Below are 21,604 nucleotides of genomic sequence, written 5' to 3'. Positions count from 1 at the left end.
ACTATAGATAAAGAGAGTGAAGTCATTGAATATGGATGAGTTTGTAAGCCACCATGATTCTTCTTTGAAGTTAATCATCGAAAAGGAGTTTCCTGGTAAACGATGTGTTGGGGGGAAATATTCTGCCAAAGGACATAGCATCACTTTATATGAGAGAGATATCGAAATTCAGTGTGAACGCTCCCTAGGCTCGCTTGCAAGGCTTGAGGAATATACATGGGTGGTCCTCACGCATGAGATGGGCCACGCATCAGACCCCGATCTTGCTGTGCTTAGTGAGGAGCTACACAGTACAGGAAAATCAGAAATCCTTTATCAAATAGAGGTCAATGCATGGAATATTGCAGAAGGATTAATTCCTTTTATCGATCAGGATTTATTTACCTTCATTAGGGATGAATCCTTGGCACATTGTACAAATCGCCTGCTGGTCGGTTAAAAAGCTCTCCATATGGAGGGCTTTTTTTTTCCATAAATGGAGAAGAGGCTAGCCCGGCGGGGAAGCACGCACTGATGAATCGGGGAAAATGGTATTAATGTTTCCAAAGGAAGCTTCATATCTTTAAAGGAGCAAGAATCATTTAAGAGGGATGGTACATGGAGTTTTTGGTTTAAATTCTTTTTTAAGATTGACAGTGAGAATCATTTTCATTAAACTGGTATTATTAGACTAAAAGGGGAGTATTTTAATGCGACCAGCTATTAACACACAGTCTTTATCGCTCGGTTATGGTGATAAATTAATTATAAATGATATGAATATAGAAATACCCAAAGGGGAGATCACCGTATTCATCGGTGCTAATGGATGTGGAAAATCAACACTTCTAAGGTCCGTTGCCCGATTGTTAAAACCTCAATCCGGCTCTGTTTTGCTCGAAGGCAAAGCGATTTCAACCATGTCATCGAAGGATGTAGCAAGAAAGATGGCGATTCTTCCACAATCCCCGGTTGCCCCTGAAGGGCTTACAGTATATCAACTTGTTAAACAAGGAAGATATCCTTATCAAAGTTGGTTGAAACAGTGGAGTTCCGTGGATGAAGAAAAAGTTCAAAAGGCGATTGAAGCAACGAACCTGACCGATTTAAAGGATCAGGCAGTCGATGAATTATCGGGTGGCCAGAAACAAAGGGCATGGATAGCCATGACGCTGGCTCAGGATACAGACATCATTTTGTTGGATGAACCGACTACATATCTTGATATGACCCATCAAATCGAGATTTTGGACTTATTGTTCGACTTGAATGAGTTTGAGAACCGAACGATCGTGATGGTGCTTCATGATTTGAATTTAGCTTGCCGTTATGCGGATAATCTGGTGGCACTTAAAGATGGGGCGATACATGCTCAAGGCCGGCCAGAGGATATCATCACGCCTGAATTGGTACAGCATGTATTCAGCATGGAGTGTCAGGTTTCCTTTGATCCAATTTTCGGCAGTCCCATGTGCATCCCGTTTGGTAAAGGCCGCTATGCCCGAAGTCAGGTAAAAGCGCTGGCCAATGCATAACCTCACACCATCCATGGAAAAAGAGCTGAAAGGATATCGCATATCCTTTCGAGATGAAGCCAAAGTTTCCAAGTCCTTCAATCATGCTGATGAGCTTATTCAGTATGCACAAGCCCGGACTGGGGCAGAAACGTCAGGGATAGCAATTTCAATGTGGTTCAGACGCTATGCTTTTTTTGTCACGGCACAATTTTACATGTTCAGCAAACATCGGCTTATCTGGGAAGGCACGCTTCAGGACATTGGCGTTTTGGATGATCCGGAAGATGAACATTGGCTCCCGAATTTTTTGCTGAAAACTAACAGGTGGAGCAATGTCACGGAAAAGGAAAGCCCTTCTGCCCTCCATTCCATATTAAGCAGCTTTGGTGCTGATGCCATACGCTTCTTTTCCGGAACTGCTAAAATATCGAAACTAGTACTCTGGGAAAATATTTGGAGTTATACGGTATGGATGTATAGTGAGTTATTGAAGCAGACAGATATAAAGACGAGAGTTGAAAAGGACATTGAAATGCTGCTTGAAGATGAAGTATGGCTGAATATTGAAACGCATTCCCCCTTTAAACGATTCATTGGGGAAAAAAGTGTTCCGGCGTCCATGAATCCTTATAAACGGGTGACATGCTGTTTATATTACCGAATTGAGGGCCATGAAAAATGCGCGTATTGTCCGAACAAAAACTGTTGAAATAGATTTGATTGGAGTGCCAGGCTTGGGTCAAGCCTGGTTTTCTTATGGAGTGATAAGAGACGGTCAGCTTAGGCTTTTCTTGTCCATTGTCCATCACTTATTAACGAAAACTAAACGCACTAACGAGATTGGTATGTTATAATGTTGATATTTAATTGAACGGAGGCAGTCGCATGGGAAATGGGATCATACACTACGGAATTGGTGAAGTAGTAGATATATATATGTACATTAAAACGAGTACAAAAGCGGTGGCAAGTAATGGAAAGCCGTTTTTAACATTGATTTTGTGTGATAAAACCGGGGAGATCGAGGCAAAGCTATGGGATGTTTCCGAGGCTGATGAGAAAACATACTGTGCGGAAGCTACGGTGAAGGTTCAAGGGGAAGTCCAGAATTATCGAGGGCGCAGCCAATTGAAAATCCGTAATATAAGAATTACTTCAGATACTGATGGGGTCACGAAAGCCGATTTAATCCAAACGGCCCCTTTAAGTCAGGAAGAAATGATGGAAACCATCACTCAATTCATTTTTGAAATGAGGAATCCGAATATCCAAAGGGTGACTAGGCATCTCATTAAAAAATATCAGAATGAATTCCTGACGTTTCCTGCTGCCACCAAGAACCATCATGAGTATATGTCGGGTCTGGCCTATCACGTTGTATCCATGCTAGGGCTGGCTAAGGCCATTTCAACCCTATATCCTTCGCTTAATAAGGATCTTTTGTATGCAGGAGTCATTCTGCATGACCTTGGAAAGGTACATGAGCTATCTGGACCTGTTTCGACTGTTTATACAGTGGAAGGGAACTTGTTGGGGCATATCACCATCATGGTAAATGAAGTCGGAAAAGCTGCAGAGGAATTAGGCATTGAAGCGGAAGAAATCATGATTCTCAAGCACTTGATATTAAGCCACCATGGTAAAGCTGAGTGGGGCAGTCCCAAACCGCCAATGGTTAGGGAAGCGGAAGTGCTGCATTATATTGATAATATGGATGCCAAGATAAATATGATGGACCGGGCATTGGAAAAAGTGAAACCGGGTGAATTTACGGAAAGAGTCTTCGCGCTGGATAATCGTTCATTCTATAAACCAACATTTTAATGTAATATGCTTCTTTCTCGATGGAGAAAGAAGCATATTTTTTTTGTTCGCGCATATTCTCTAGTAAATGAATAGTAGATTTTTTGGGAGGGAATGGACATGCCAATTTGGATCTGGTTCGTGTTTATTGGGATAATTGTCAGTGCAGTCATGTCGATTTGGACAGCTAGGCAGGAACGCCTCATAGATGATGCTTGGATAGAGAAGGAAGGTCAGAAGTACATTGAACGCATGGAAGAAGAACGCGAGAGGCGTAAAAAGGATATAAACCAGGGAGCATAGCTCGAGTGATGAAAAAAAGCGACAGGAAACCCTGTCGCTTTTTACTATTCAATTATTTTTCAGCCTTGGCTGCGTCACCGGAAGTGATGGCATCTTTTAGATCTTTATCATTAATCTTCACGTCCGCTTTTTTGACTTCTGAATTCAAAATGTCCTGAACTTTAGTTTGGTCAATTTGAGCGACTTTCAAATCATATTCAAGATCTTTTTTCATATCTTTGTATGATTCTTTTTCTTTTGTATCAAGAAGTTGGATGATGTGGTAGCCATAATCGGATTTAATCGGCTTGCTGATTTCATCTTTCTTCATTTTGTAAGCTTGTTCTTCAAATGCAGGAACCATTTCACCTTGTCCAAACCAGCCAAGCTCTCCGCCTTTTTCAGCAGTGCCTGTGTCTGTTGAATATTCTTTTGCAAGTTTAGCGAAGTCTTCGCCTTTGTCCAATTTAGCTTTAACTTCGTTGGCTGTTTTTTGGTCTTCCACTAGAATATGTCTCGCTTTGATTTGTGGTTTATAGTCTTCATAAGCTTTTTTCACATCAGCTTCTTTAACTTTTATATCGGCAACGGCTGCTTTTTCTTGAAGCATGCCGATTTTAAGTGCACGTTTAAGATCATCTTCGCTCTTATATCCGGAAGAGGCAAGTGCCGTTTCGAAATTTTCACCCATTTGCGCTTTAAGTTCGTCCGTTTTAGCTTTAACTTCTTTATCCGTTACTGTATATTTTTCAGAAAGAACTTTTTCATAAACAAGTTCTTGAAGAACGGTTTCACCATAACGGTCTTTCATTACATTGTAAAATTCTTCTTTAGTTATATCTCCCGCTTTAGTTTCCACGACTGCTTCCTTGTCGCTGTTGCATGCTGTAAGTCCGATCAGCCCTGCAGTAACAGCAATCGATAATGCCCACTTCTTCATAAAAACAACTCCTAGTTATAAGTTTCTTGTTTGCTATTTTTTCGTATTTCCACAAAATTAACTATAACATATTCTGGTTACATTACAAAAAATAATATATTGGTGCATGAATAAGAATTTTTTAAAAAATGGGTGTACGCCTACCCGGATATTAATCCATTACATATGATAAATCGAGGACAACAAAAGGGGGTAGCATAATGGGTAATGGATTTAACGGAGGCTTCGCTTTGTTAGTGGTGTTATTCATTTTATTAATAATTGTAGGAGCAGCCTTTTGCTAATCGGCTGCAAAATTAATAATGGAAAGAGCCCACTCCTTTTGCCATGGAGTTGAATAGGATAGGGTAGCCGCTCAACAAAAAAGATTGAAGTGATTCTCAAGCTAAGAAAGGAATGGATTCCTTTTGGCGGATATAAGAGTGTGCATGAAGATACTATTACTTAAGAATGGAAAGGAGGAAGATCAATGTCTGGAGGAATAGGTGGAGGCTTTGCTCTAATTGTCGTTCTTTTCATCCTGTTAGTCATCATTGGAGCTTCTTGGTTATAAGCCCATAAACAAAAGGCGAAGCTGTTGCTTCGCCCTTTTTCTTTATGTGGATAATGCTCCGGGTATCACCAATGTATGTAACAAATGATGGCCATCATTTGTTGCTCATCTCTACGTATACAAAATTTCAATATAGGAGGATAATAACATAATAGTAATTAATACATTAATGGTCCTGAATACTTTTGGCTGCCGGTCTTCAGCAATTTCCTTTTGAATGCATAAAGAGTTTGTCATTCTATTAATATTATAAAGGATCAAAATAGCAAAAATAATAAACCAGAACGAGATCAAAACCTAAAATCCCTCCTTGCAAAACATCATGTATAAATACGATACCAAATTATAATGAAAAAAGATACCTAAAAATCTTATCAGGTATCTTTATGGATAAATAAGAAAATCACTTTTGAATAAGTATTTCGTATCCTTCGAGATGTTCCTCTATAAAAGAATGCCTTGGGGAACCAACCAGATTTTTTATATAAATAAAATCCGATACGCATAATCCAGTGTGCAGAGATAATAAAATAGTGAAATAATGGATGTAATGCGGAAAACTAAGGGCACAACCAATCAATATGACAGACATAATGAAGAAAGGCAACACAAGGGTCAAGAGATAAAGATGCTTTCGAATCGGATCATGCACATTGACTCTGCATGTAAGCACAACGTTCCACTTCAACGACCAAGAAGTTTTTACTTTTTTACATAATAATCGTAAAGGTAAATAGTGTAATAGTTTGTGAACAGGATATAATAAGAGCAATAGGCTAAAAAATACCATTGTTTGATCGCCATACAAAATAACATGGGTTGAAAAGACACTTAATAATGTATAGATCAGAACAAAAGACATCAATATAGTAAAAACTGAAAAAAAGAGCAGACGGCAATTCCCATATTGTTTTGCCACGTCAATTGTTTTCCACGAATTCATTTCGAAATCAGCCCTCCAAAGCTGTTGAATTTACTTACATTACGATGAATGGGTGGAAAAAGCAATGAAATTCTTGGATTAAATTTAAGGTAAAAATCACTATAGTGTGTAAGCATGGCTAAGGGCGATTAAGGCCAGATTTGAACCAGGGATAAGAAGGATTACTGAGTGTGAAAAATCAAAAATTGGTTATAAGCCTTTTATGTTAAATTGAATGATCGATTGGGGATTAGTGATGTATGAAAAATATAAATGAAGAAATAGAAATACTCCGTTTTCATCAACGGCTTTTATTAAACCTTATAAGCAATCCGGAGGCCAAGTTGGACTATCTATTTGTGGAAAAAAATTTCACGAAGAAGGAAGCGGAAGAATTATTGGAAACATGTGATATCTTGAGCAAACGCTATGAAATAGAAAAAGCGGAAGGGTATATGAACTTTCGACCGCTTTTTAATCAATTTGAAAGAAAGGTTAATCCAAAAATAACCACAAAGGAATGCATTGATGCATGCCTCGCACAGGGGTTATATGTATCATTCATGAAGGAAATGGATAGAGTATGAGATTAAACTGGCTCAGTTTCTTTCTCTATCTTTTTTTTTGTGATTTTACCCTCCACGTCAGTAAATTCCTGATCAATGTTATCGAAGGATCGTTCAAAGATTTGCATGAAGTCTTCACCGTATATATTTCGGATGATGGCCATCATTTCAATCATATCCGGAAACTTCCCATAAAGCTCACGCAGTGGAAGTGCACCCGAGAAAGCAGAGTTCTTACTTGGGTCATAGGTCTCCATTAAATCAAGTAGGATTTTTTCACCTTCCGCTGTGATCTCTATATAGGTATTCCTTTTGTCATTTTCTTTTTTTGAAAATGTTAAGTACCCGCGTTCCTCTAATTTTTTTGAAAAGTTAAATGCCGTAGAAACATGCATGACCCCAAATTTTGCAACATCTGAAATGGAAGAGCCATTAAGATGGTAGGCAATCCAAAGGATATGGTGTTCATTGATATTTAAATCATAGGGCTTAATCCATTGCTGCCAATCTTTTTCAATTGATTTCCATAATGCTTTGCTTAATTGTGCAATTCGTTGACTAAAAATCATTGCTTCTTTCATAGAATAATTTTTATTCTGCATATTATGGGCTCACCTACTTATAAGATTCTATATATTTATTATGACAATAAAATAAAAATTAATAAAGATAAATATTTGCAAAATTTTTAGAAAATTTTAGTTTTTTTAATGAATTCTCCATTCTTCTCCAATAAACCATGTAATTTATTGGGAAAAATGGAGAATCAAGCTTGTGTGACGATATCAGCTATTTTTAGAAGTAGGGGCGGCCGCTTCCAATTCTTTCAATGAATTTTCAATTTCCTGAACGTTCTTCAATAATTCATTCTTATTGGGCTCGATTTCCCGCTTCCAGTTCTCGATGACGACCTGAACATCCGAAATGAACGTTTTTACCGTTTCTTTGCTGATTTGTGAAGCTTCCATCGTGTCATCTTTAATATTTAGCATTTTTACCTTTAACTCATCAATTGTATTCCTAATTTCGTCGGTATTCGTTTTGATGCGGGTCCGTAGGTCTTTACCTGAACTTGGTGTTGAAAGTAAGGTTGCCGCACCTGCTACTACTGTTCCGGTCAAAAAGCCAATTAGTAATGATTTTGCTTTCATTAGGATCACCTCATTTTATAATATGTTTTCGCTTTCCATGGTCTGAATCCCTGCTGCATCAATTGGAAATTATGATAAATAGGGAGAGAAATACTATTGATATCAAAATACCATAATTTTCATCCTTATGGAAGAGAATCGACCATTTTATCTTTATATCACAAAAATATTTTTTTAAACTTAGAGAGTAAATATATAATATTTAAAAATAACTTGAAGCTTTATTAATAATGCTACATATAAAGGGAAGAGCAGCATATAGATAATAAAAACAAGCTGTCGGAACATGGATGGCACTGGTGGGTTAATAATGAAAATCATTTTTTTATTAGGCCTGGTAGGCCTGTGCGGAATGGGGTATTTTTTAAGGCAAGCAAAAACTCCTGGTATCTATCCGCCCAAGAGGGTGCTCCAGGCTAGAGCCTTCGCTATGGGGCTCCCTGGGGTTTTACTGCTTTTCATTTGGTTTATGTGGATATTGATTCATTGATCATTGGAGGATGATTGTGACTAGAATTCCAGATTCATAAGATTGGAAAAAAAGCACCGGACATTCCGGTGCTTTTTAAGGTATGATAATCCCGCTTTATGCATTAATGGGTATATTTGATTTTCTAACGATGCCGTTCACAATTGGATAAATGATGACCATCGCAACTGTATTTAACAGTACGGCAGGAAGTACAACAGCGCCGAAAAGTGCAACGAAAGGCCCTGGAAGGGAAACGATATAATAAGCCGAACCAAGAAAGACAGCGCCGGAAATCATTGTTCCTACGGCAGTCAAGATACTAACGGTGACAACGGATGTTGAAAACTTCTTAAGACTGATGAATAAAAGGTAAAACAGAAAGGCTGTTGCCAATTTGTCTATGATATTTGGAATCTGTCCTCCAGGAAAAGTAGTTGTCATGGCAGAGATGGCTCCAGCTGCCAGGGCGACAATGAATACATTCTTCTTCGCGGGAAACAGGGTAATCGCCAAAAACATCATCAACAGCATCATATCCGGTTTCATTCCAAGGAAGAATCCAGGTACGATAAAATGCAGGGCAGCCCCAATCCCGATTAATAGGGACAGTGACACAAGGGTTTTCGTTTTCATTTACTCATCTCTCCTATTCTCATCTCAACTAACATTTTTTCTTCAACAATGCACTATTGCCTGTTGCAAGAAGTTTAAAATAGTATATCATAAGACCTATTTTTTTAGAAGTCATATTTGTTTGAATTAAAGGGTTTGAGCTTCCTTCGCTTTATACGATTCCTGGAACTTCTTCATGAAATCAGCAAGGTCCTGGCAATGGGATAGAGGGACCGCATTATAGATGGAAGCTCTGCAGCCGCCGATGGAACGGTGACCGTTCAGTCCTACGAATCCGGCTTGCTTCACTTCTTTAAGGAATTGTACTTCAGCTTCTTCTGACGGAAGCGTAAACGTTACATTCATCAATGAACGGCTGTCCGGTAGGGCATGGCCTTTATAAAAACCATCACTGCCGTCAATGGCATCGTAAATGACTTTTGCTTTTTCTTCATTGATCTCAGCAATCTTTTCCACGCCGCCCTGTTCTTTTGCCCAATCCAACACAAGTGACAATAAGTAAATGGCCAATGTCGGAGGAGTGTTGTATAAAGAATTATTTTTTGAATGGATAGAATAGTTCATCATGGATGGGATTTTGTCATTATCCGTTATTAAATCTTTACGGATGATAACGACTGTGATTCCAGACGGACCTAGATTCTTTTGTGCACCTGCATAAATGATGCCGAATTTACTAATATCAATCTTTTTGCTGAGAATATCACTTGACATATCGGCTACTAAAGGAATGTTGCCTGTTTCCGGGAAATCCTTCCACTGTGTTCCGTAAATCGTATTATTGCTTGTGATATGAAGATATGCAGCATCATCATTCAATTTGATATCTTCGACTTTAGGGATGAACGTATATTTTTCATCTTTGGATGAAGCGACTACGGCCGTTTCACCAACCTTTTTGGCTTCTTTTAATGCTTTTTCCGACCAAGAACCAGTGAGGACATAATCTGCCCTTTTTCCATCATTCAAAATGTTCATGGGAATCATGGAGAATTGCAGACTTGCTCCTCCTTGCAGCAGGAGAACTTCATAATTCTCAGGAATTCCCATAAGGTCTTTTAATGATTGAATGGCATGGTTATGAATTTTTTCGAATTCCGAACTTCTATGGCTTAATTCCATGACGGACATACCGGAATCCTCAATATTCAACCATTCGTTTTGGGCTCTTTGTAAAACTTCTAAGGGAAGGGCGGCTGGCCCAGCGTTAAAATTACGTGCACGTTTCAATTTTTTTCCTCCTATGCGACTATGTGATAAAGTATTTGATACTATTCATATATCCTACCAGAAAACTAAATTCAATAGGAGGAAAATTTAGAATTTTAAGTGACAATCCATTTTAATGATAGGCCAAAGTAAAATGGTCCTGCACTTTAAAGTGAGGACCAAATTGGGATCATTGTTTTTTCATGCAACAAGCGTGCTTAAGTTCGATTCTTTTAAAAAGATATTAAGAAAAGAGAAAGAAACCTTCATGTGCCAGCAGTTCATTTTAAATGCTGTGCAATGGAGTCAGCGATTTGTTTCAGGTCATCTGGTGTATAGTCGCTGGTATTCGTTTTCCAAACTGCCCCAAAGCCGTCTCCTTCTCCATGCCGTGGAATTAAATGCATGTGAAAATGGAAAACGGACTGTCCTGCAGCTTCCCCGTTATTATTTAAAAGGTTCAGGCCTACAGGTTGGAATTCCTGTTTCATGGCGCGGGCAATTTCCGGTACAACTTCAAAAAGATTCTTGGCAATCTCAGGTGTCAACTCATAAAGATTTTCCTTATGTACTTTAGGTATTACCAGCGTATGGCCTTTTGTTACTTGACTGATATCGAGAAAGGCCAATACATGTTCATTTTCGAAAACTTTACTGCTTGGAATTTCCCCGTCGATTATTTTGCAAAAAATGCAATCACTCATTAAAAACGCTCCTTTAAAAGTTAATGTATTTGGTTAATCGTACCATAGCTTGAATCCTTGAGAAAAGGAAAAATCATAAAAACAGGATGCAACATTAAGTTGCACCCTGCCTGTCGAAAAAGGGGGTTTTGCTTCAAAATCGCATTAGCATAAATTCTCTGCGACAAACACCTCATCTACATTTTAGTAAAATACGGTTATTATCTGATTAGAGATTTTCCATTCAAAGCAACCATCTCCTATATCTTTAAAGTTTCATCAACTTTCAAAGCATAATTGATAATTATTGAATGATTTTTCTGCTTTTACGTGCAAGCGAACCATCTCCTTGCTCGAAACGATTTTTTTTATGAAGCTTCTGGTTTAATTCAGTAATACGTCTTTAACTGACACCTCATTTACAATATGATGTGAATCATTTGTAATAAATCTTATGGGTATTTCAGTGTAATACGTCTTTAACTGACACCTCATTTACAATATGATGTGAATCACACGTAATGACTAACCCCTTCTTCCTTAATTATGATGACCACCAAGGAGGGAAAATATAATTAGTTATTTATGGAAATTTAGTTCGAGGAACACTCGACTATATAAAAGCAGGAGAATTTGATAAAATGGAAATAAGAACCTCTATATAGAAAGGATCGTTTATATGTCCTTATTGGAAATAAAGCAATTAGTGGGCGGATACACGAAAACGCCCGTTTTAAAAGGAATAAGTTTTGACATTCAGCCAAATGAGTTAGTAGGGTTAATTGGGCTCAACGGGGCCGGGAAAAGTACGACAATTAAACATATCATCGGACTCATGGAGCCGAAAGGCGGAAGTGTCTCGATTCATGGTAAAACACTTGCCCAGGACCCGGATACATATCGTAAACAATTCACTTATGTTCCAGAAACTCCAATCTTGTATGATGAGCTTACACTTGAGGAGCATTTAAAGCTTACGGCCATGGCACATGGTTTGGCGGAAGCCACATATAAAGAAAGGATGGACGTTCTGTTAAAGGAATTCCATATGGAGAAAAGGCTTAAATGGTTCCCGGCACATTTTTCAAAGGGAATGAAGCAAAAGGTCATGATCATGTGCGCCTTTTTAGTGCAGCCGTCTTTATATATCGTCGACGAACCATTCGTGGGTCTTGATCCATTAGGCATTCAATCCCTGCTTGACTTGATGAGGAAGATGAAAGAGAGCGGTGCGGGAATTTTAATGTCTACACATATACTGGCGACAGCCGAGAGGTATTGTGATTCTTTCATCATATTGCATAATGGAGAAATTCGGGCAAAAGGCAATCTTGAGCAGCTTCGTGAACAATTTTCCATGCCAGGGGCAACTCTTGACGATTTATATATCCAATTGACGAAAGAAGAAATCGGTCATGAATAGTCAAAATCTCTGGAAGGAAAGATATTTAGGCTATATAAATGAAACGCAGAAATATCTTCGTTATATTTTTAATGGCCATCTTGTTTTTGTCATGGTATTGGTTCTTGGTGGTTTGGCTTATTATTACAGTGATTGGGTGAAGACGTTAAACAGTGATTTCCCTGCTGAATTGATCATGGCCTTAGTTTTATCGAGCATTGTGACCAGAAGCCCGATAAATACTTTCTTGAAAGAACCCGATACGGTATTCCTGCTTCCCCTTGAAACGAAGTTGAGAAGCTATTTCAAGAATTCACTGATATTAAGCTGGGTCATGCAAGGCTTTATTCTTCTGGTTGTCCTGATTGCATCAATACCGATGTATTCGAAAGTTACGGGTGCAGGAGGTAAGGACCTTGGAATCATCCTGGTCGTTTTGCTTATTTTGAAGTTTTTGAATTTAACCATGCGCTGGCTGGTATTGAAATATCAGGATACATCAGTGAGCCATTGGGACTCTCTCATCCGCTTTTTACTTAATGGAGTGATTCTTTATTTCATCTGTTCAAGGGCAAATATACTGTTTGCACTTATAACCTTCTTATTATTGTTAGGACTTTACATGTATTACCGAAGCGCAACTAAAGGTTTAGTGCTGAAGTGGGAACGGCTGGTGGAACTGGAAAACAAACGGATGAATTCTTTCTATCGAATAGCGAACATGTTTACTGATGTTCCTCATTTGAAAGGGAAGGTAGCGAGAAGGAAATGGATGGACTGGCTATTATCACTCATTCCGTATGGTGATAAATCAACTTATACCTATCTTTACGCCCGTACTCTGCTGCGATCCAATGATTATGTGGGCCTTTGTTTTCGTTTAACTATCATTGGATCCGTGATTTTAAGTGTATTCACTAACATATGGGCACATTTGATTGTAACGTTCTTGTTCCTATTCATGACAGCCCTGCAACTGCTGCCTGTTTGGAAGGCACATGAATGGAAAGTATGGGTCTCACTATATCCATTGCCAGCAAAAATGAGAGAATCTGCGGTCATAAAGCTAATTTCCTATTTCCTATTATTTGAGGACCTTGTCTTCAGTTTGGTCCTGCTAGTGAAAGGGGAATGGATGTCCGCTTTAGCCGCCCTGGCAATGGGGCTTGTTTTCATATTCGGTTTTAAAATCTATGCAGCAAAGAAAATTAAAAACTTTTAAGCAGAAGCTGATTTTCAAAAAATCAGCTTTTAGATTGAAGAAATTTGCGAGACTCCTGCCGGAAAACTGGCTAGCCGAGACCCCACAGGCGCTTGCGCCGAGGAGGCTTGGCAGACAGTCGGCGGAAAGGAAGCGGATTTTCTGAAATCAACTGAAACGTCTTTATTAAGAAAAAACTGTAAGCAGCTGGGTTCGGAAAGATTTCACATTAACCATGATTTTAAAACAAGACTAGATTATCCTTAAACTGATTTATAACTGTTTTATGAAACCCTTCAATGGATTGAAGAAATTTGCGAGACTCCTGCCGAAAAACTGGCTAGCCGAGACCCCACAGGCGCTTGCGCCGAGGAGGCTTGGCAGACAGTCGGCGGAAAGGGAGCGGATTTCTGAAATCAACTGAAACATTAATAAAGAAAAAGCTGATTTTTCATAAAATCAGCTTTTTCTGTTAAGAAATGAAAATTGAAAATAAAAGCCTCGTAGGGGGTATATACATATTTAACGGAGGTGTTAAATGATGGATGAATATGAACAAAAGGCATTTTCGGAACTAATATCATGGAAAAAGAAAGTAGCCAAGAAATCCGGCAGGCTTGAGCGGATGTCCAAAAAGGCGCAAATCAAATTGAATAGTTATATTCCAGACCGAGTGCACAAAATGATCACTGATAGTATTAAAGGGATGATAGAGGCCGTATTATCAGGTTCTAAATATATGTCTAAAGAAAAAAATGTAGTGCTACTATCCTTGCAGCAAAAAGAAGAGTGGGTTGCGGAGACTGTAACGGCATATCGGAAAACGGCCGTTATAGAAGGTGTGGGAACCGGAGCGGCAGGGCTTTTAATTGGATTGGCTGATTTCCCATTACTGCTTAGCATCAAGATGAAATTATTATTCGAACTATCCCGTATATACGGTTTGGATCCAAATAAATATGAGGAACGATTATTCATTCTCCATATCTTCCAGATGGCATTTTCAAGCGAGGAGAAGAAATTGGAAACATTACAGGTAATAGAGGAATGGGATTCAGGGAAATGGCCGGAAATAGACTGGCAAGAATTTCAGCAGGAATATCGCGATCACATCGATGTCATCAAAATGTTCCAGCTCGTTCCAGGTATTGGGGCAGCTGTCGGTGGATATGCCAATCATCATTTGTTGGAACATCTTGGGGAAACGGCTGTCAATTGTTACCGAATCAGACTTCTTAAAGAGTAATGGACGGGGATAACCCGTCCCTTTACCATTACCGCAATAAAGATTCATTCACCATTTGGGATGATTGTTTCTTATTGTGATAGGTTACCGCTGCAGTGCCTAATATTTTGGCTGCAATGAGCATCGCATTTTCATCAATATCAAACAAAGGATGATGATGCGGATATGTATGTTCATTTTTTGGCCTGGCTCCTGTAAAGAAGAATGTACCTTTTACATTTTGTAAATAATAAGAAAAATCTTCACCTGTCATATCCGGGTCAATTTCCTCTGTAATCAAAACTTCCTTGACTGACTCAGTGCTTTCGATGAGGAATTTAGTTTCCTCGACATGTGGAATAACAGCTGGATAACCTTGAAAGTATTGATATTCATAGGTGCAGTCCGCAGCTATGCAGGTTCCTTTAACAATCCGCTCTATTTCTTCGCTAATGAATGAACGGACATCTTCCTTGAATGTGCGGACGGTCCCGATTATTTTAGCCTTATCTGCAATGACGTTAAAGGCATTATCTGCTACAAAGGATCCGACGGTAATGACTGCAGAATCTATTGGGTTTAGGCGGCGGCTTACGATTTGCTGCAGTGCCATGACGAGCTGAGAGCCGACTACGATTGCATCACGGGTTTTATGCGGCTGGGCTCCATGCCCGCCCTGCCCTTGAATGGTGATTTCAAAACGGTCAGCAGCGGCCATAAGGGGTCCATAAGCGTATTGGACTGTTCCGGTTGGGGCCGTTGCCCATAAATGGGTGCCAAAAATTACATCCACTCCATCAAGGCAGCCAGCCTCAATCATCGGTTTGGCACCACCTGGAGCATATTCTTCAGCATGCTGGTGGATAAATATATATTCACCTTCGAGCTCATCCTTCAGTTCATTCAGATTTTTTGCAAGGACAAGGAGTGTCGCTGTATGGCCATCGTGTCCACACGCATGCATTACCCCGGGTACGGAAGATTTATAGGGAACTTCTTTTTCATCTTGAATGGGTAAGGCGTCGAAATCAGCGCGCAATGCTACGGTTTTTCCAGGCTTACTGCCTGTGACCTTGGCAATAACACCATTACCGCCTACATTTGTTCGGTGTTCGATTCCAAGTTTTTCATAATATCCAGCGATGAAGGCCGCCGTTTGGGTTTCTTGAAAAGAAAGCTCGGGGTGTTGATGAAGATAACGCCGGATGGAAACCATTTCTTCATATGAACCGTCTAGAAGATCGTGTAATCGCTGTATCATTTTGCACCTCCCAATGATTGGATTAATTGTAAATAGTATATCATATTCTGAATAATCCAAAGTGTATTAAATACCTCGAGGAGAGATATATAATGATTAAATATTTGGATTGCTTTGGTTTCACTTTGCATGTTGCTATTCTTTTTTTTGATGCATGAAGTCCAAAGTTGGGAGGCTTTAGCGTTCGATACATATATTGCGGAACTTTTTTCCGTAGGAGAGAAAACTTTTTCGTTCACTTTCTTCAAGTCCATTACCTATCTTGGGAAATCCAAGTTCATTGGTTTTGGAAGCTTATTATGTGTTCTATATTTGTGGATAATAAAGAAGGATTATTGGGACCATGGCCGTCTTCTCTATCGGAATTGCTGGGGGTGATGTGTTAAACGGGTGGATAAAAAATCATGTTAAAAGAGTGCGCCCTGAAAATCATTTGATGGAGACCGCTGGCTTCAGTTTTCCAAGTGGCCACGCAATGATGGGCCTTATTTTCTTCATTATGGTTGCTTATTTAATCATGAAAGAAATGAAAGGAAACTCATTGAAATGGGCAGTGGGAATCGGTTTCGTTTGTCTCATTCTGCTAATTGGTGTCAGCAGGATCGTTATGAAAGTTCATTTTCCAACTGATATCTTTGCAGGTTTTGCATTAGGAGCGGCATATAGTTTAACCTTGTTTAAATTGTATAAATTCCTGGGGCCTAGAGTACTTTGAAAAAAGGATTCAGATAAAATATATGTAAATATCCGTTGCATTTCCCCGGAAATAAAGAAGTAATTTGTCGGATTGTTATAGGTCTTTATGATTTTTTAGCGTCCAAATAACAATCTGCATTACTATGAAAAGGCCCATCCTTAAGGGGATGGGCCTTTTATTGAGCAAGAATGGATTATTCTTCGGAATCCTTCACCAATGTATATTGAGTTACATAGGCTTCACCCGAAAACATCTTCTGGCTGGAATTCGTAACGGGAGCTTTGGAGTCGCTGTTATGCGCCATCTTAAAGGAACCGGAATTCTTCCAGTTCAGGAAATCAGCTTGTTTCTCCCAAATCGTTAGAATTACATAAGTTTCAGAGTTGATTGGCCGCAGTACACGAAGTGCGACGAAACCTGGTTCATTTTCAATGAATCCGGCCCTGTTTTTAAAACGATGTTCGAATACCGGCCTTCCTTCTTCACTTACAGGGATATTGTTCATGACTACATACCCATGATCCTGAAGGTTTCCTTTCCCATCAACCACTTCATACTTACGTGGAGAGCTGAAGATCGTTTTACCTGTTGTTTCATGTAAAAGTACTGCAGTGTCAGGATTTTGCATAAGTAATATTTTTTCATTCGGGTGCTTATCTTTTTTGATTTTTAAAAAATCGTATGTGCCTGATGTGATGAATACATTCATAAATTCCCCTCCAATTTCTATATAGTACCTGTATACCCATTTTACCCAATGAATAGTGCTTTTACCATTTCCAAACTAACCATTAGGCCTGTAAACCGGTAAGGTACTTATAAAAACGTCGATTTTCTGACAAATATATAGGTTGGCTATACTTCTATTATAGAAAAAGCTATAGTTTAAGGAGATTCGATTTGAAATTCAACATCCTTCTGATATTCTATGTAGGTAATGAATAAAAATAGAAACGTGATTGCTTGAAAGGTGGATATTAATGTCTAAGGAAATTACGAATGATACATTCTTAAAAGCTGCGAGAGGAGAGAAAACGGATCATGTGCCTGTTTGGTATATGCGTCAGGCCGGCCGTTCACAGCCGGAATACCGTAAATTGAAAGAGAAGTACTCCCTTTTTGAAATTACTCATCAGCCGGAATTATGCGCTTATGTAACTAGATTGCCAGTCGAGCAATATGATGTAGACGCTGCGATTTTATATAAAGATATAATGACACCGCTACCAGCCATTGGTGTCGATGTTGAGATTAAGTCCGGAATCGGTCCGGTCATATCCAATCCGATCCAATCGGTGACAGATGTTGAAAAATTAGGTGAATTGAACCCAGAGAAAGACATCCCATATGTGTTGGACACGATTAAATTATTGACCACGGAGCAATTGTCCGTTCCTTTGATCGGTTTCTCCGGGGCACCGTTCACCATTGCTTCATACATGATTGAAGGCGGCCCCTCCAAAAACTACAATAAGACGAAAGCTTTCATGTATACAGAGCCAAAGGCATGGTTTGCATTAATGGATAAGCTGGCGGATATGATCATCATCTATGTCAAGTCGCAAATCAAAGCCGGCGTTAAAGCCATCCAGATCTTTGATTCCTGGGTGGGTGCTTTGAATGTTGAAGATTACCGCGTATTCATCAAGCCGATCATGACTCGTATCTTTTCATCATTGCGTGAAGAAAATGTACCGCTAATCATGTTCGGGGTCGGCGCAAGTCACTTGGCACTTGAGTGGAATGATCTTCCGATTGATGTAGTCGGGCTCGATTGGAGACTGCCAATTACAGAAGCGAGACAAATGGGAATCCAGAAAACGGTACAAGGTAATCTTGATCCTGCCCTGCTATTATCATCATGGGATGTTATAGAAGAACGGACGAAAAGGATCCTGGATCAGGGCATGGAACAGGACGGATACATCTTTAATCTTGGTCATGGGGTTTTCCCTTCCGTAAACCCGGAAACACTGAAGAGGCTTACCGCTTTCATTCATGAATATTCATCAAAAATGAAGTAAGGTGAGCGAACCATTTGCTAAAACTCCTTAATTGGATGCACAATAAAAGAACGAAATCTTTAAAAGAGGTGTAACTTCATGTCAAGAAAAAAAATGGGCCTTTTAGTCATGGCTTATGGTACTCCATACACTGAAGAGGATATTGAAAGGTATTATACACATATTCGTCATGGGAGACGGCCAAGCGATGAATTGATTGCCGACCTAAAAGGCAGATATGAAGCGATCGGTGGATTATCCCCGCTTGCAAAAATAACGGCAGGACAAGCTGAAGCGCTTGAAAAGAAATTGAATTCCGTTCAGGAGGAAGTTGAATTCAAGGCATATCTTGGACTGAAACATATTGAACCTTTTGTTGAAGACGCAGTGAAACAAATGCATGAAGATGGAATCAAAGAAGCGGTCAGTATAGTATTGGCACCGCATTTTTCCACATTCAGCGTGAAGTCTTATAATGGACGTGCCCAGGATGAAGCCGCTAAATTGGGGGACATGACCATCACTTCCGTTGAAAGCTGGTATGATGAGCCAAAATTCATCCAATATTGGGTAGACCAGGTAAAAGAAGTAATCGGGAAAATGACATCGGAAGAACGCGATAATTTCGCTTTGATTGTGTCGGCACATAGCCTCCCTGAAAAAATCCTGCAATCGGGAGATCCGTACCCAAATCAACTGAAAGAAACGGCAGACATGATAGCTGAAGGCGCAGGGGTTAGCAATTATGCAGTAGGCTGGCAAAGCGCTGGACAAACACCTGAACCATGGTTGGGACCTGATGTACAGGATTTAACTAGAGATCTTCATCAAGCAAAAGGTTATAAAGCTTTCATTTATATTCCTGTCGGCTTTGTTGCCGAGCACCTTGAAGTCCTTTATGATAACGATTATGAGTGTAAGGTTGTGACGGAAGAAATTGGTGCAGGCTACTATAGGCCGGATATGCCCAATGTTAAACCTGAATTCATCGATGCTTTGGCCACAATCATTTTAAACAGATTACAAGAAAAGTAATCAGTCAATAGGAGAAAGTAGTTTAACCATGCTTGCAATGTGCTCTACATATTTTCATGTGAAGTTGAAAGATGTTGTACACCTGGAAAAGCGACGCTTTCTTTTTACTTGACTTTGGTGATTTAAATGAATACTCGAAAAAGTGGCTGTCCAGTAATGAGGATGGCCATTGTTTCTATAAGAAATTGAAATATAATTGAAAAGACTGAAAATTTTTGGTATAATATCGTTGAACATAATGACTGTTTTGTCCGTTTGGTCAGGATTGAGGTGGGAAATGTCTGTTGATCGTAAAAAATTAATTTTAGAAGCTGCGACCAAGTCGTTTTCACTTTTTGGATATAAGGCAACGACGATGGATCAAGTCGCTAAAATTGCCAATGTGGGAAAAGGGACCATTTATACCTTTTATAAAAATAAAGAAGAGCTGTTTAAAGAAATCGTTCAGCGGTTGATAGAGGAAATGAAATATGAGGCGGAACAATCTTTGGATGACCAACTCTCCTTTTTTGAAAACCTGCATCGTGCAGTTTATCGAATTCTGGAGTTCAGGCAGCAACATCAATTATCTTTGAAACTTCTTCAGGAAGAGCGTGAAATTGGTACTCCGGCCGTTCAGGAAATGGTTAATGAAATGGAAGAGGCCATTGTCTCCTACATAAAGGAAAAACTAAAAATAGCGATTGATAAGGGCTATATACAGCCTTGCGATCCAGAGATAACAGCTTTCCTGATGCTAAAGATGTACCTTGCCCTGATTTTTGATTGGGAAAGGAACCATGCCCCATTAGATAAAGAGGAAATTGCTGAACTATTTAAAATATATTTATTCAAAGGATTATCCGTTACGTGATAATTCTATTTTTTTGCTCAAATGCAATGAATTCCAATAAAAAGAAGAGATACCGTTAGGTACCTCTTCTTTTTATTTGGGGTTTTCAGCTGCGAAACCGAACCATATATGAATTCATCCTGCTATTTGGGAAGCGGATGGTGAAACACAGGACAACTACTCTCCAGAAAGGCAATGATCACAGTGGTTTCCATAACATTCGTGCTGTTCTTCAATTTTTTTTCCGCATTCCGTGCATTGTTTCGGTGGCAGGTTTTTAAAGAACTCAACGCTACTTTGAAGCATGAACATCATCTCCTGAATTTTTTTATTATTCGCTTTTCTATGGTTTTATTGTATTATAACAGATTTCGAATGTCAACGAATGTTTTATAACATAAGTAAAAAAGGTGAAATAAGGGCAAGAATAGTTTATATTTATGGGGAAGTCATTGAGAGAAAAAAAGGAGTGCCTAAGCATGAAAATCACCGTAATTGGCTGCTGGGGCGGTTATCCAGCTAAAAATGAGGCAAGTTCCGGCTATTTGCTTGAATATGAAGATTTTCGCATTCTGCTTGATTGTGGCAGCGGTGTTCTATCACAGCTGCAAAACCATATGAAGCCGGAGGATCTTGGTGCAGTTGTATTATCCCACTATCATCCGGATCATGTAGCGGATATTGGTGTCCTGCAGCACGCTGCGTTCATACAGCAGATATTGGGCAGCGAAAAAAGGACCATTCCTATATATGGTCATGATTTAGACGAGGTCGAATTTGGTAAGTTAACTTATAAAGACGTGACAAAGGGGATAGCCTTCTCTGCTGATCAACCCTTAACCATTGGACCGTGTAAATTTACGTTCATGAAAACAAAACATCCAGTCCCTTGTTTTGCAATGAGGATTGAAGCTGAAAATCATTCGATAGTTTACACAGGTGACAGTTCATATATGGATGAGCTTGCAGATTTCGCTAAAGACGCAAATGTTTTATTATGTGAAAGTAACTTTTACAGTGATATGGATGGTTCAAAGGCGGGGCATATGACGGCAAGGGAAGCGGGCATGCTGGCAGAAAAGGCTGACGTCCAGCTTTTGCTGTTAACTCACCTCCCGCATTATGGGAATCTCGATCAACTGAAAAAAGAAGCATCCGAGGTATTCAAAAGGGAAATAGCTGTAGCCAAAACCAATCTCGAATTCCAACTATAAATGAAACAACAGGGATATGAAGTC

Annotated in this window: 28 protein-coding genes; 17 read left to right on the top strand and 11 right to left on the bottom strand. The window is 39.3% G+C overall.

Going from position 1 to position 21,604, the window contains the following annotated elements; translation table 11 throughout:
* Window positions 1-31: 31 nt before the first annotated feature.
* The 5 genes from ACIQZD_RS09740 to ACIQZD_RS09720 all read left to right on the top strand — a co-directional run bounded on the left by ACIQZD_RS09740 (window position 32) and on the right by ACIQZD_RS09720 (window position 3,602).
* Window positions 32-439, top strand: coding sequence for a hypothetical protein (locus tag ACIQZD_RS09740; protein WP_402902062.1), 408 nt, complete (start codon window positions 32-34; stop codon window positions 437-439).
* 250 nt (window positions 440-689) lie between these two features.
* Window positions 690-1,514: an ABC transporter ATP-binding protein gene (locus tag ACIQZD_RS09735; protein ID WP_402901267.1), complete on the top strand. Its 825-nt coding sequence runs from the start codon at window positions 690-692 to the stop codon at window positions 1,512-1,514.
* Window positions 1,507-2,205 (top strand): (2Fe-2S)-binding protein, encoded by a 699-nt coding sequence (locus ACIQZD_RS09730; protein WP_402901264.1) that lies wholly within the window; start codon window positions 1,507-1,509, stop codon window positions 2,203-2,205. Before ACIQZD_RS09735 ends, ACIQZD_RS09730 begins: the two co-directional genes overlap by 8 nt.
* Window positions 2,206-2,381: 176 nt before the next feature.
* On the top strand, window positions 2,382-3,320 hold the full coding sequence (gene yhaM, locus ACIQZD_RS09725; RefSeq protein ID WP_034314712.1) for a 3'-5' exoribonuclease YhaM: 939 nt from the start codon (window positions 2,382-2,384) through the stop codon (window positions 3,318-3,320).
* Between the two features lie 99 nt (window positions 3,321-3,419).
* Window positions 3,420-3,602: a sporulation YhaL family protein gene (locus ACIQZD_RS09720; protein WP_053344914.1), complete on the top strand. Its 183-nt coding sequence runs from the start codon at window positions 3,420-3,422 to the stop codon at window positions 3,600-3,602.
* A 52-nt stretch (window positions 3,603-3,654) separates the two neighbouring features.
* On the opposite strand, the gene ACIQZD_RS09715 is transcribed toward ACIQZD_RS09720, so the two are convergent.
* On the bottom strand, window positions 3,655-4,521 hold the full coding sequence (locus tag ACIQZD_RS09715) for a peptidylprolyl isomerase (protein ID WP_402901261.1): 867 nt from the start codon (window positions 4,519-4,521) through the stop codon (window positions 3,655-3,657).
* A gap of 200 nt (window positions 4,522-4,721) precedes the next feature.
* Here ACIQZD_RS09715 and ACIQZD_RS09710 point away from each other — a divergent pair, with 200 nt between their 5' ends.
* On the top strand, window positions 4,722-4,805 hold the full coding sequence (locus ACIQZD_RS09710) for a YjcZ family sporulation protein (protein ID WP_083450669.1): 84 nt from the start codon (window positions 4,722-4,724) through the stop codon (window positions 4,803-4,805).
* Window positions 4,806-4,990: 185 nt separating this feature from the next.
* Window positions 4,991-5,074 carry a YjcZ family sporulation protein gene (locus ACIQZD_RS09705; RefSeq protein ID WP_034314699.1) on the top strand — a complete coding sequence of 28 codons (84 nt, stop codon included), beginning with the start codon at window positions 4,991-4,993 and terminating at the stop codon, window positions 5,072-5,074.
* Between the two features lie 111 nt (window positions 5,075-5,185).
* Here the strand turns inward: ACIQZD_RS09705 and ACIQZD_RS09700 are convergent, their stop codons facing one another.
* Window positions 5,186-5,368 carry a hypothetical protein gene (locus tag ACIQZD_RS09700; RefSeq protein ID WP_034314696.1) on the bottom strand — a complete coding sequence of 61 codons (183 nt, stop codon included), beginning with the start codon at window positions 5,366-5,368 and terminating at the stop codon, window positions 5,186-5,188.
* 109 nt (window positions 5,369-5,477) lie between these two features.
* On the bottom strand, window positions 5,478-5,864 hold the full coding sequence (locus ACIQZD_RS09695) for a DUF3267 domain-containing protein (RefSeq protein ID WP_402902059.1): 387 nt from the start codon (window positions 5,862-5,864) through the stop codon (window positions 5,478-5,480).
* 392 nt (window positions 5,865-6,256) lie between these two features.
* On the opposite strand from ACIQZD_RS09695, the gene ACIQZD_RS09690 reads away from it, so the two are divergent.
* Window positions 6,257-6,583: a DUF1878 family protein gene (locus ACIQZD_RS09690; protein WP_402901258.1), complete on the top strand. Its 327-nt coding sequence runs from the start codon at window positions 6,257-6,259 to the stop codon at window positions 6,581-6,583.
* Window positions 6,584-6,585: 2 nt separating this feature from the next.
* Here ACIQZD_RS09690 and ACIQZD_RS09685 read toward each other — a convergent pair whose 3' ends face one another.
* Window positions 6,586-7,164 carry an HTH-type transcriptional regulator Hpr gene (locus ACIQZD_RS09685; protein ID WP_034314691.1) on the bottom strand — a complete coding sequence of 193 codons (579 nt, stop codon included), beginning with the start codon at window positions 7,162-7,164 and terminating at the stop codon, window positions 6,586-6,588.
* A gap of 183 nt (window positions 7,165-7,347) precedes the next feature.
* Window positions 7,348-7,713, bottom strand: coding sequence for a YtxH domain-containing protein (locus tag ACIQZD_RS09680; protein WP_402901253.1), 366 nt, complete (start codon window positions 7,711-7,713; stop codon window positions 7,348-7,350).
* 286 nt (window positions 7,714-7,999) lie between these two features.
* Here ACIQZD_RS09680 and yhzF point away from each other — a divergent pair, with 286 nt between their 5' ends.
* On the top strand, window positions 8,000-8,203 hold the full coding sequence (gene yhzF / locus ACIQZD_RS26210; protein WP_483878404.1) for a membrane protein YhzF: 204 nt from the start codon (window positions 8,000-8,002) through the stop codon (window positions 8,201-8,203).
* A gap of 96 nt (window positions 8,204-8,299) precedes the next feature.
* Here yhzF and ACIQZD_RS09675 read toward each other — a convergent pair whose 3' ends face one another.
* From ACIQZD_RS09675 to ACIQZD_RS09665, 3 genes are all read right to left on the bottom strand, one after another.
* Window positions 8,300-8,818, bottom strand: a complete 519-nt coding sequence (locus ACIQZD_RS09675; protein ID WP_076367276.1) for a tryptophan transporter — start codon at window positions 8,816-8,818, stop codon at window positions 8,300-8,302.
* A 126-nt stretch (window positions 8,819-8,944) separates the two neighbouring features.
* The gene (gene serC, locus ACIQZD_RS09670; RefSeq protein ID WP_402901248.1) at window positions 8,945-10,048 is read right to left on the bottom strand and encodes a 3-phosphoserine/phosphohydroxythreonine transaminase; all 1,104 of its coding nucleotides are present in this window, start codon (window positions 10,046-10,048) and stop codon (window positions 8,945-8,947) included.
* Window positions 10,049-10,308: 260 nt separating this feature from the next.
* Window positions 10,309-10,731 (bottom strand): HIT family protein, encoded by a 423-nt coding sequence (locus ACIQZD_RS09665; protein ID WP_053534082.1) that lies wholly within the window; start codon window positions 10,729-10,731, stop codon window positions 10,309-10,311.
* A gap of 658 nt (window positions 10,732-11,389) precedes the next feature.
* Here ACIQZD_RS09665 and ACIQZD_RS09660 point away from each other — a divergent pair.
* The 3 genes from ACIQZD_RS09660 to ACIQZD_RS09650 all read left to right on the top strand — a co-directional run bounded on the left by ACIQZD_RS09660 (window position 11,390) and on the right by ACIQZD_RS09650 (window position 14,559).
* Window positions 11,390-12,133 carry an ABC transporter ATP-binding protein gene (locus tag ACIQZD_RS09660; RefSeq protein WP_137017091.1) on the top strand — a complete coding sequence of 248 codons (744 nt, stop codon included), beginning with the start codon at window positions 11,390-11,392 and terminating at the stop codon, window positions 12,131-12,133.
* Entirely contained in the window at window positions 12,126-13,334 is a 1,209-nt protein-coding gene (locus ACIQZD_RS09655) for an ABC transporter permease (RefSeq protein ID WP_402901244.1), read from the top strand. Before ACIQZD_RS09660 ends, ACIQZD_RS09655 begins: the two co-directional genes overlap by 8 nt.
* 517 nt (window positions 13,335-13,851) lie before the next feature.
* Window positions 13,852-14,559, top strand: coding sequence for an EcsC family protein (locus ACIQZD_RS09650; protein ID WP_402901241.1), 708 nt, complete (start codon window positions 13,852-13,854; stop codon window positions 14,557-14,559).
* Window positions 14,560-14,587: 28 nt separating this feature from the next.
* Here ACIQZD_RS09650 and ACIQZD_RS09645 read toward each other — a convergent pair whose 3' ends face one another.
* Window positions 14,588-15,799: a M20 family metallopeptidase gene (locus ACIQZD_RS09645; protein WP_402901238.1), complete on the bottom strand. Its 1,212-nt coding sequence runs from the start codon at window positions 15,797-15,799 to the stop codon at window positions 14,588-14,590.
* A 343-nt stretch (window positions 15,800-16,142) separates the two neighbouring features.
* Here ACIQZD_RS09645 and ACIQZD_RS09640 point away from each other — a divergent pair, with 343 nt between their 5' ends.
* Window positions 16,143-16,514 (top strand): phosphatase PAP2 family protein, encoded by a 372-nt coding sequence (locus ACIQZD_RS09640; protein WP_402901235.1) that lies wholly within the window; start codon window positions 16,143-16,145, stop codon window positions 16,512-16,514.
* A 175-nt stretch (window positions 16,515-16,689) separates the two neighbouring features.
* Here ACIQZD_RS09640 and ACIQZD_RS09635 read toward each other — a convergent pair whose 3' ends face one another.
* On the bottom strand, window positions 16,690-17,205 hold the full coding sequence (locus ACIQZD_RS09635; RefSeq protein WP_101224173.1) for an antibiotic biosynthesis monooxygenase family protein: 516 nt from the start codon (window positions 17,203-17,205) through the stop codon (window positions 16,690-16,692).
* A 271-nt stretch (window positions 17,206-17,476) separates the two neighbouring features.
* Here ACIQZD_RS09635 and hemE point away from each other — a divergent pair, with 271 nt between their 5' ends.
* The 3 genes from hemE (at window position 17,477) to ACIQZD_RS09620 (ending at window position 20,387) form a co-directional block, all read left to right on the top strand.
* On the top strand, window positions 17,477-18,520 hold the full coding sequence (gene hemE / locus ACIQZD_RS09630) for a uroporphyrinogen decarboxylase (protein ID WP_402901232.1): 1,044 nt from the start codon (window positions 17,477-17,479) through the stop codon (window positions 18,518-18,520).
* A 78-nt stretch (window positions 18,521-18,598) separates the two neighbouring features.
* On the top strand, window positions 18,599-19,534 hold the full coding sequence (gene hemH, locus ACIQZD_RS09625) for a ferrochelatase (protein WP_402901229.1): 936 nt from the start codon (window positions 18,599-18,601) through the stop codon (window positions 19,532-19,534).
* Between the two features lie 277 nt (window positions 19,535-19,811).
* Window positions 19,812-20,387, top strand: coding sequence for a TetR/AcrR family transcriptional regulator (locus ACIQZD_RS09620; RefSeq protein ID WP_137017105.1), 576 nt, complete (start codon window positions 19,812-19,814; stop codon window positions 20,385-20,387).
* 156 nt (window positions 20,388-20,543) lie between these two features.
* On the opposite strand, the gene yhfH is transcribed toward ACIQZD_RS09620, so the two are convergent.
* The gene (gene yhfH / locus ACIQZD_RS09615; protein ID WP_101224169.1) at window positions 20,544-20,672 is read right to left on the bottom strand and encodes a protein YhfH; all 129 of its coding nucleotides are present in this window, start codon (window positions 20,670-20,672) and stop codon (window positions 20,544-20,546) included.
* Window positions 20,673-20,845: 173 nt separating this feature from the next.
* Here yhfH and ACIQZD_RS09610 point away from each other — a divergent pair, with 173 nt between their 5' ends.
* A complete protein-coding gene (locus tag ACIQZD_RS09610) occupies window positions 20,846-21,580 on the top strand; it encodes an MBL fold metallo-hydrolase (RefSeq protein ID WP_101224168.1) in 735 nt (244 codons plus the stop codon).
* Window positions 21,581-21,604 lie beyond the last annotated feature (24 nt).

It is taken from the genome of Peribacillus sp. NPDC096447 (assembly GCF_044762725.1).
Taxonomy (GTDB): Bacteria; Bacillota; Bacilli; order Bacillales; family DSM-1321; genus Peribacillus.
The sequence above is the reverse complement of the archived record's forward strand: the minus strand, read 5'-3'. Positions and strand labels throughout refer to the sequence as shown.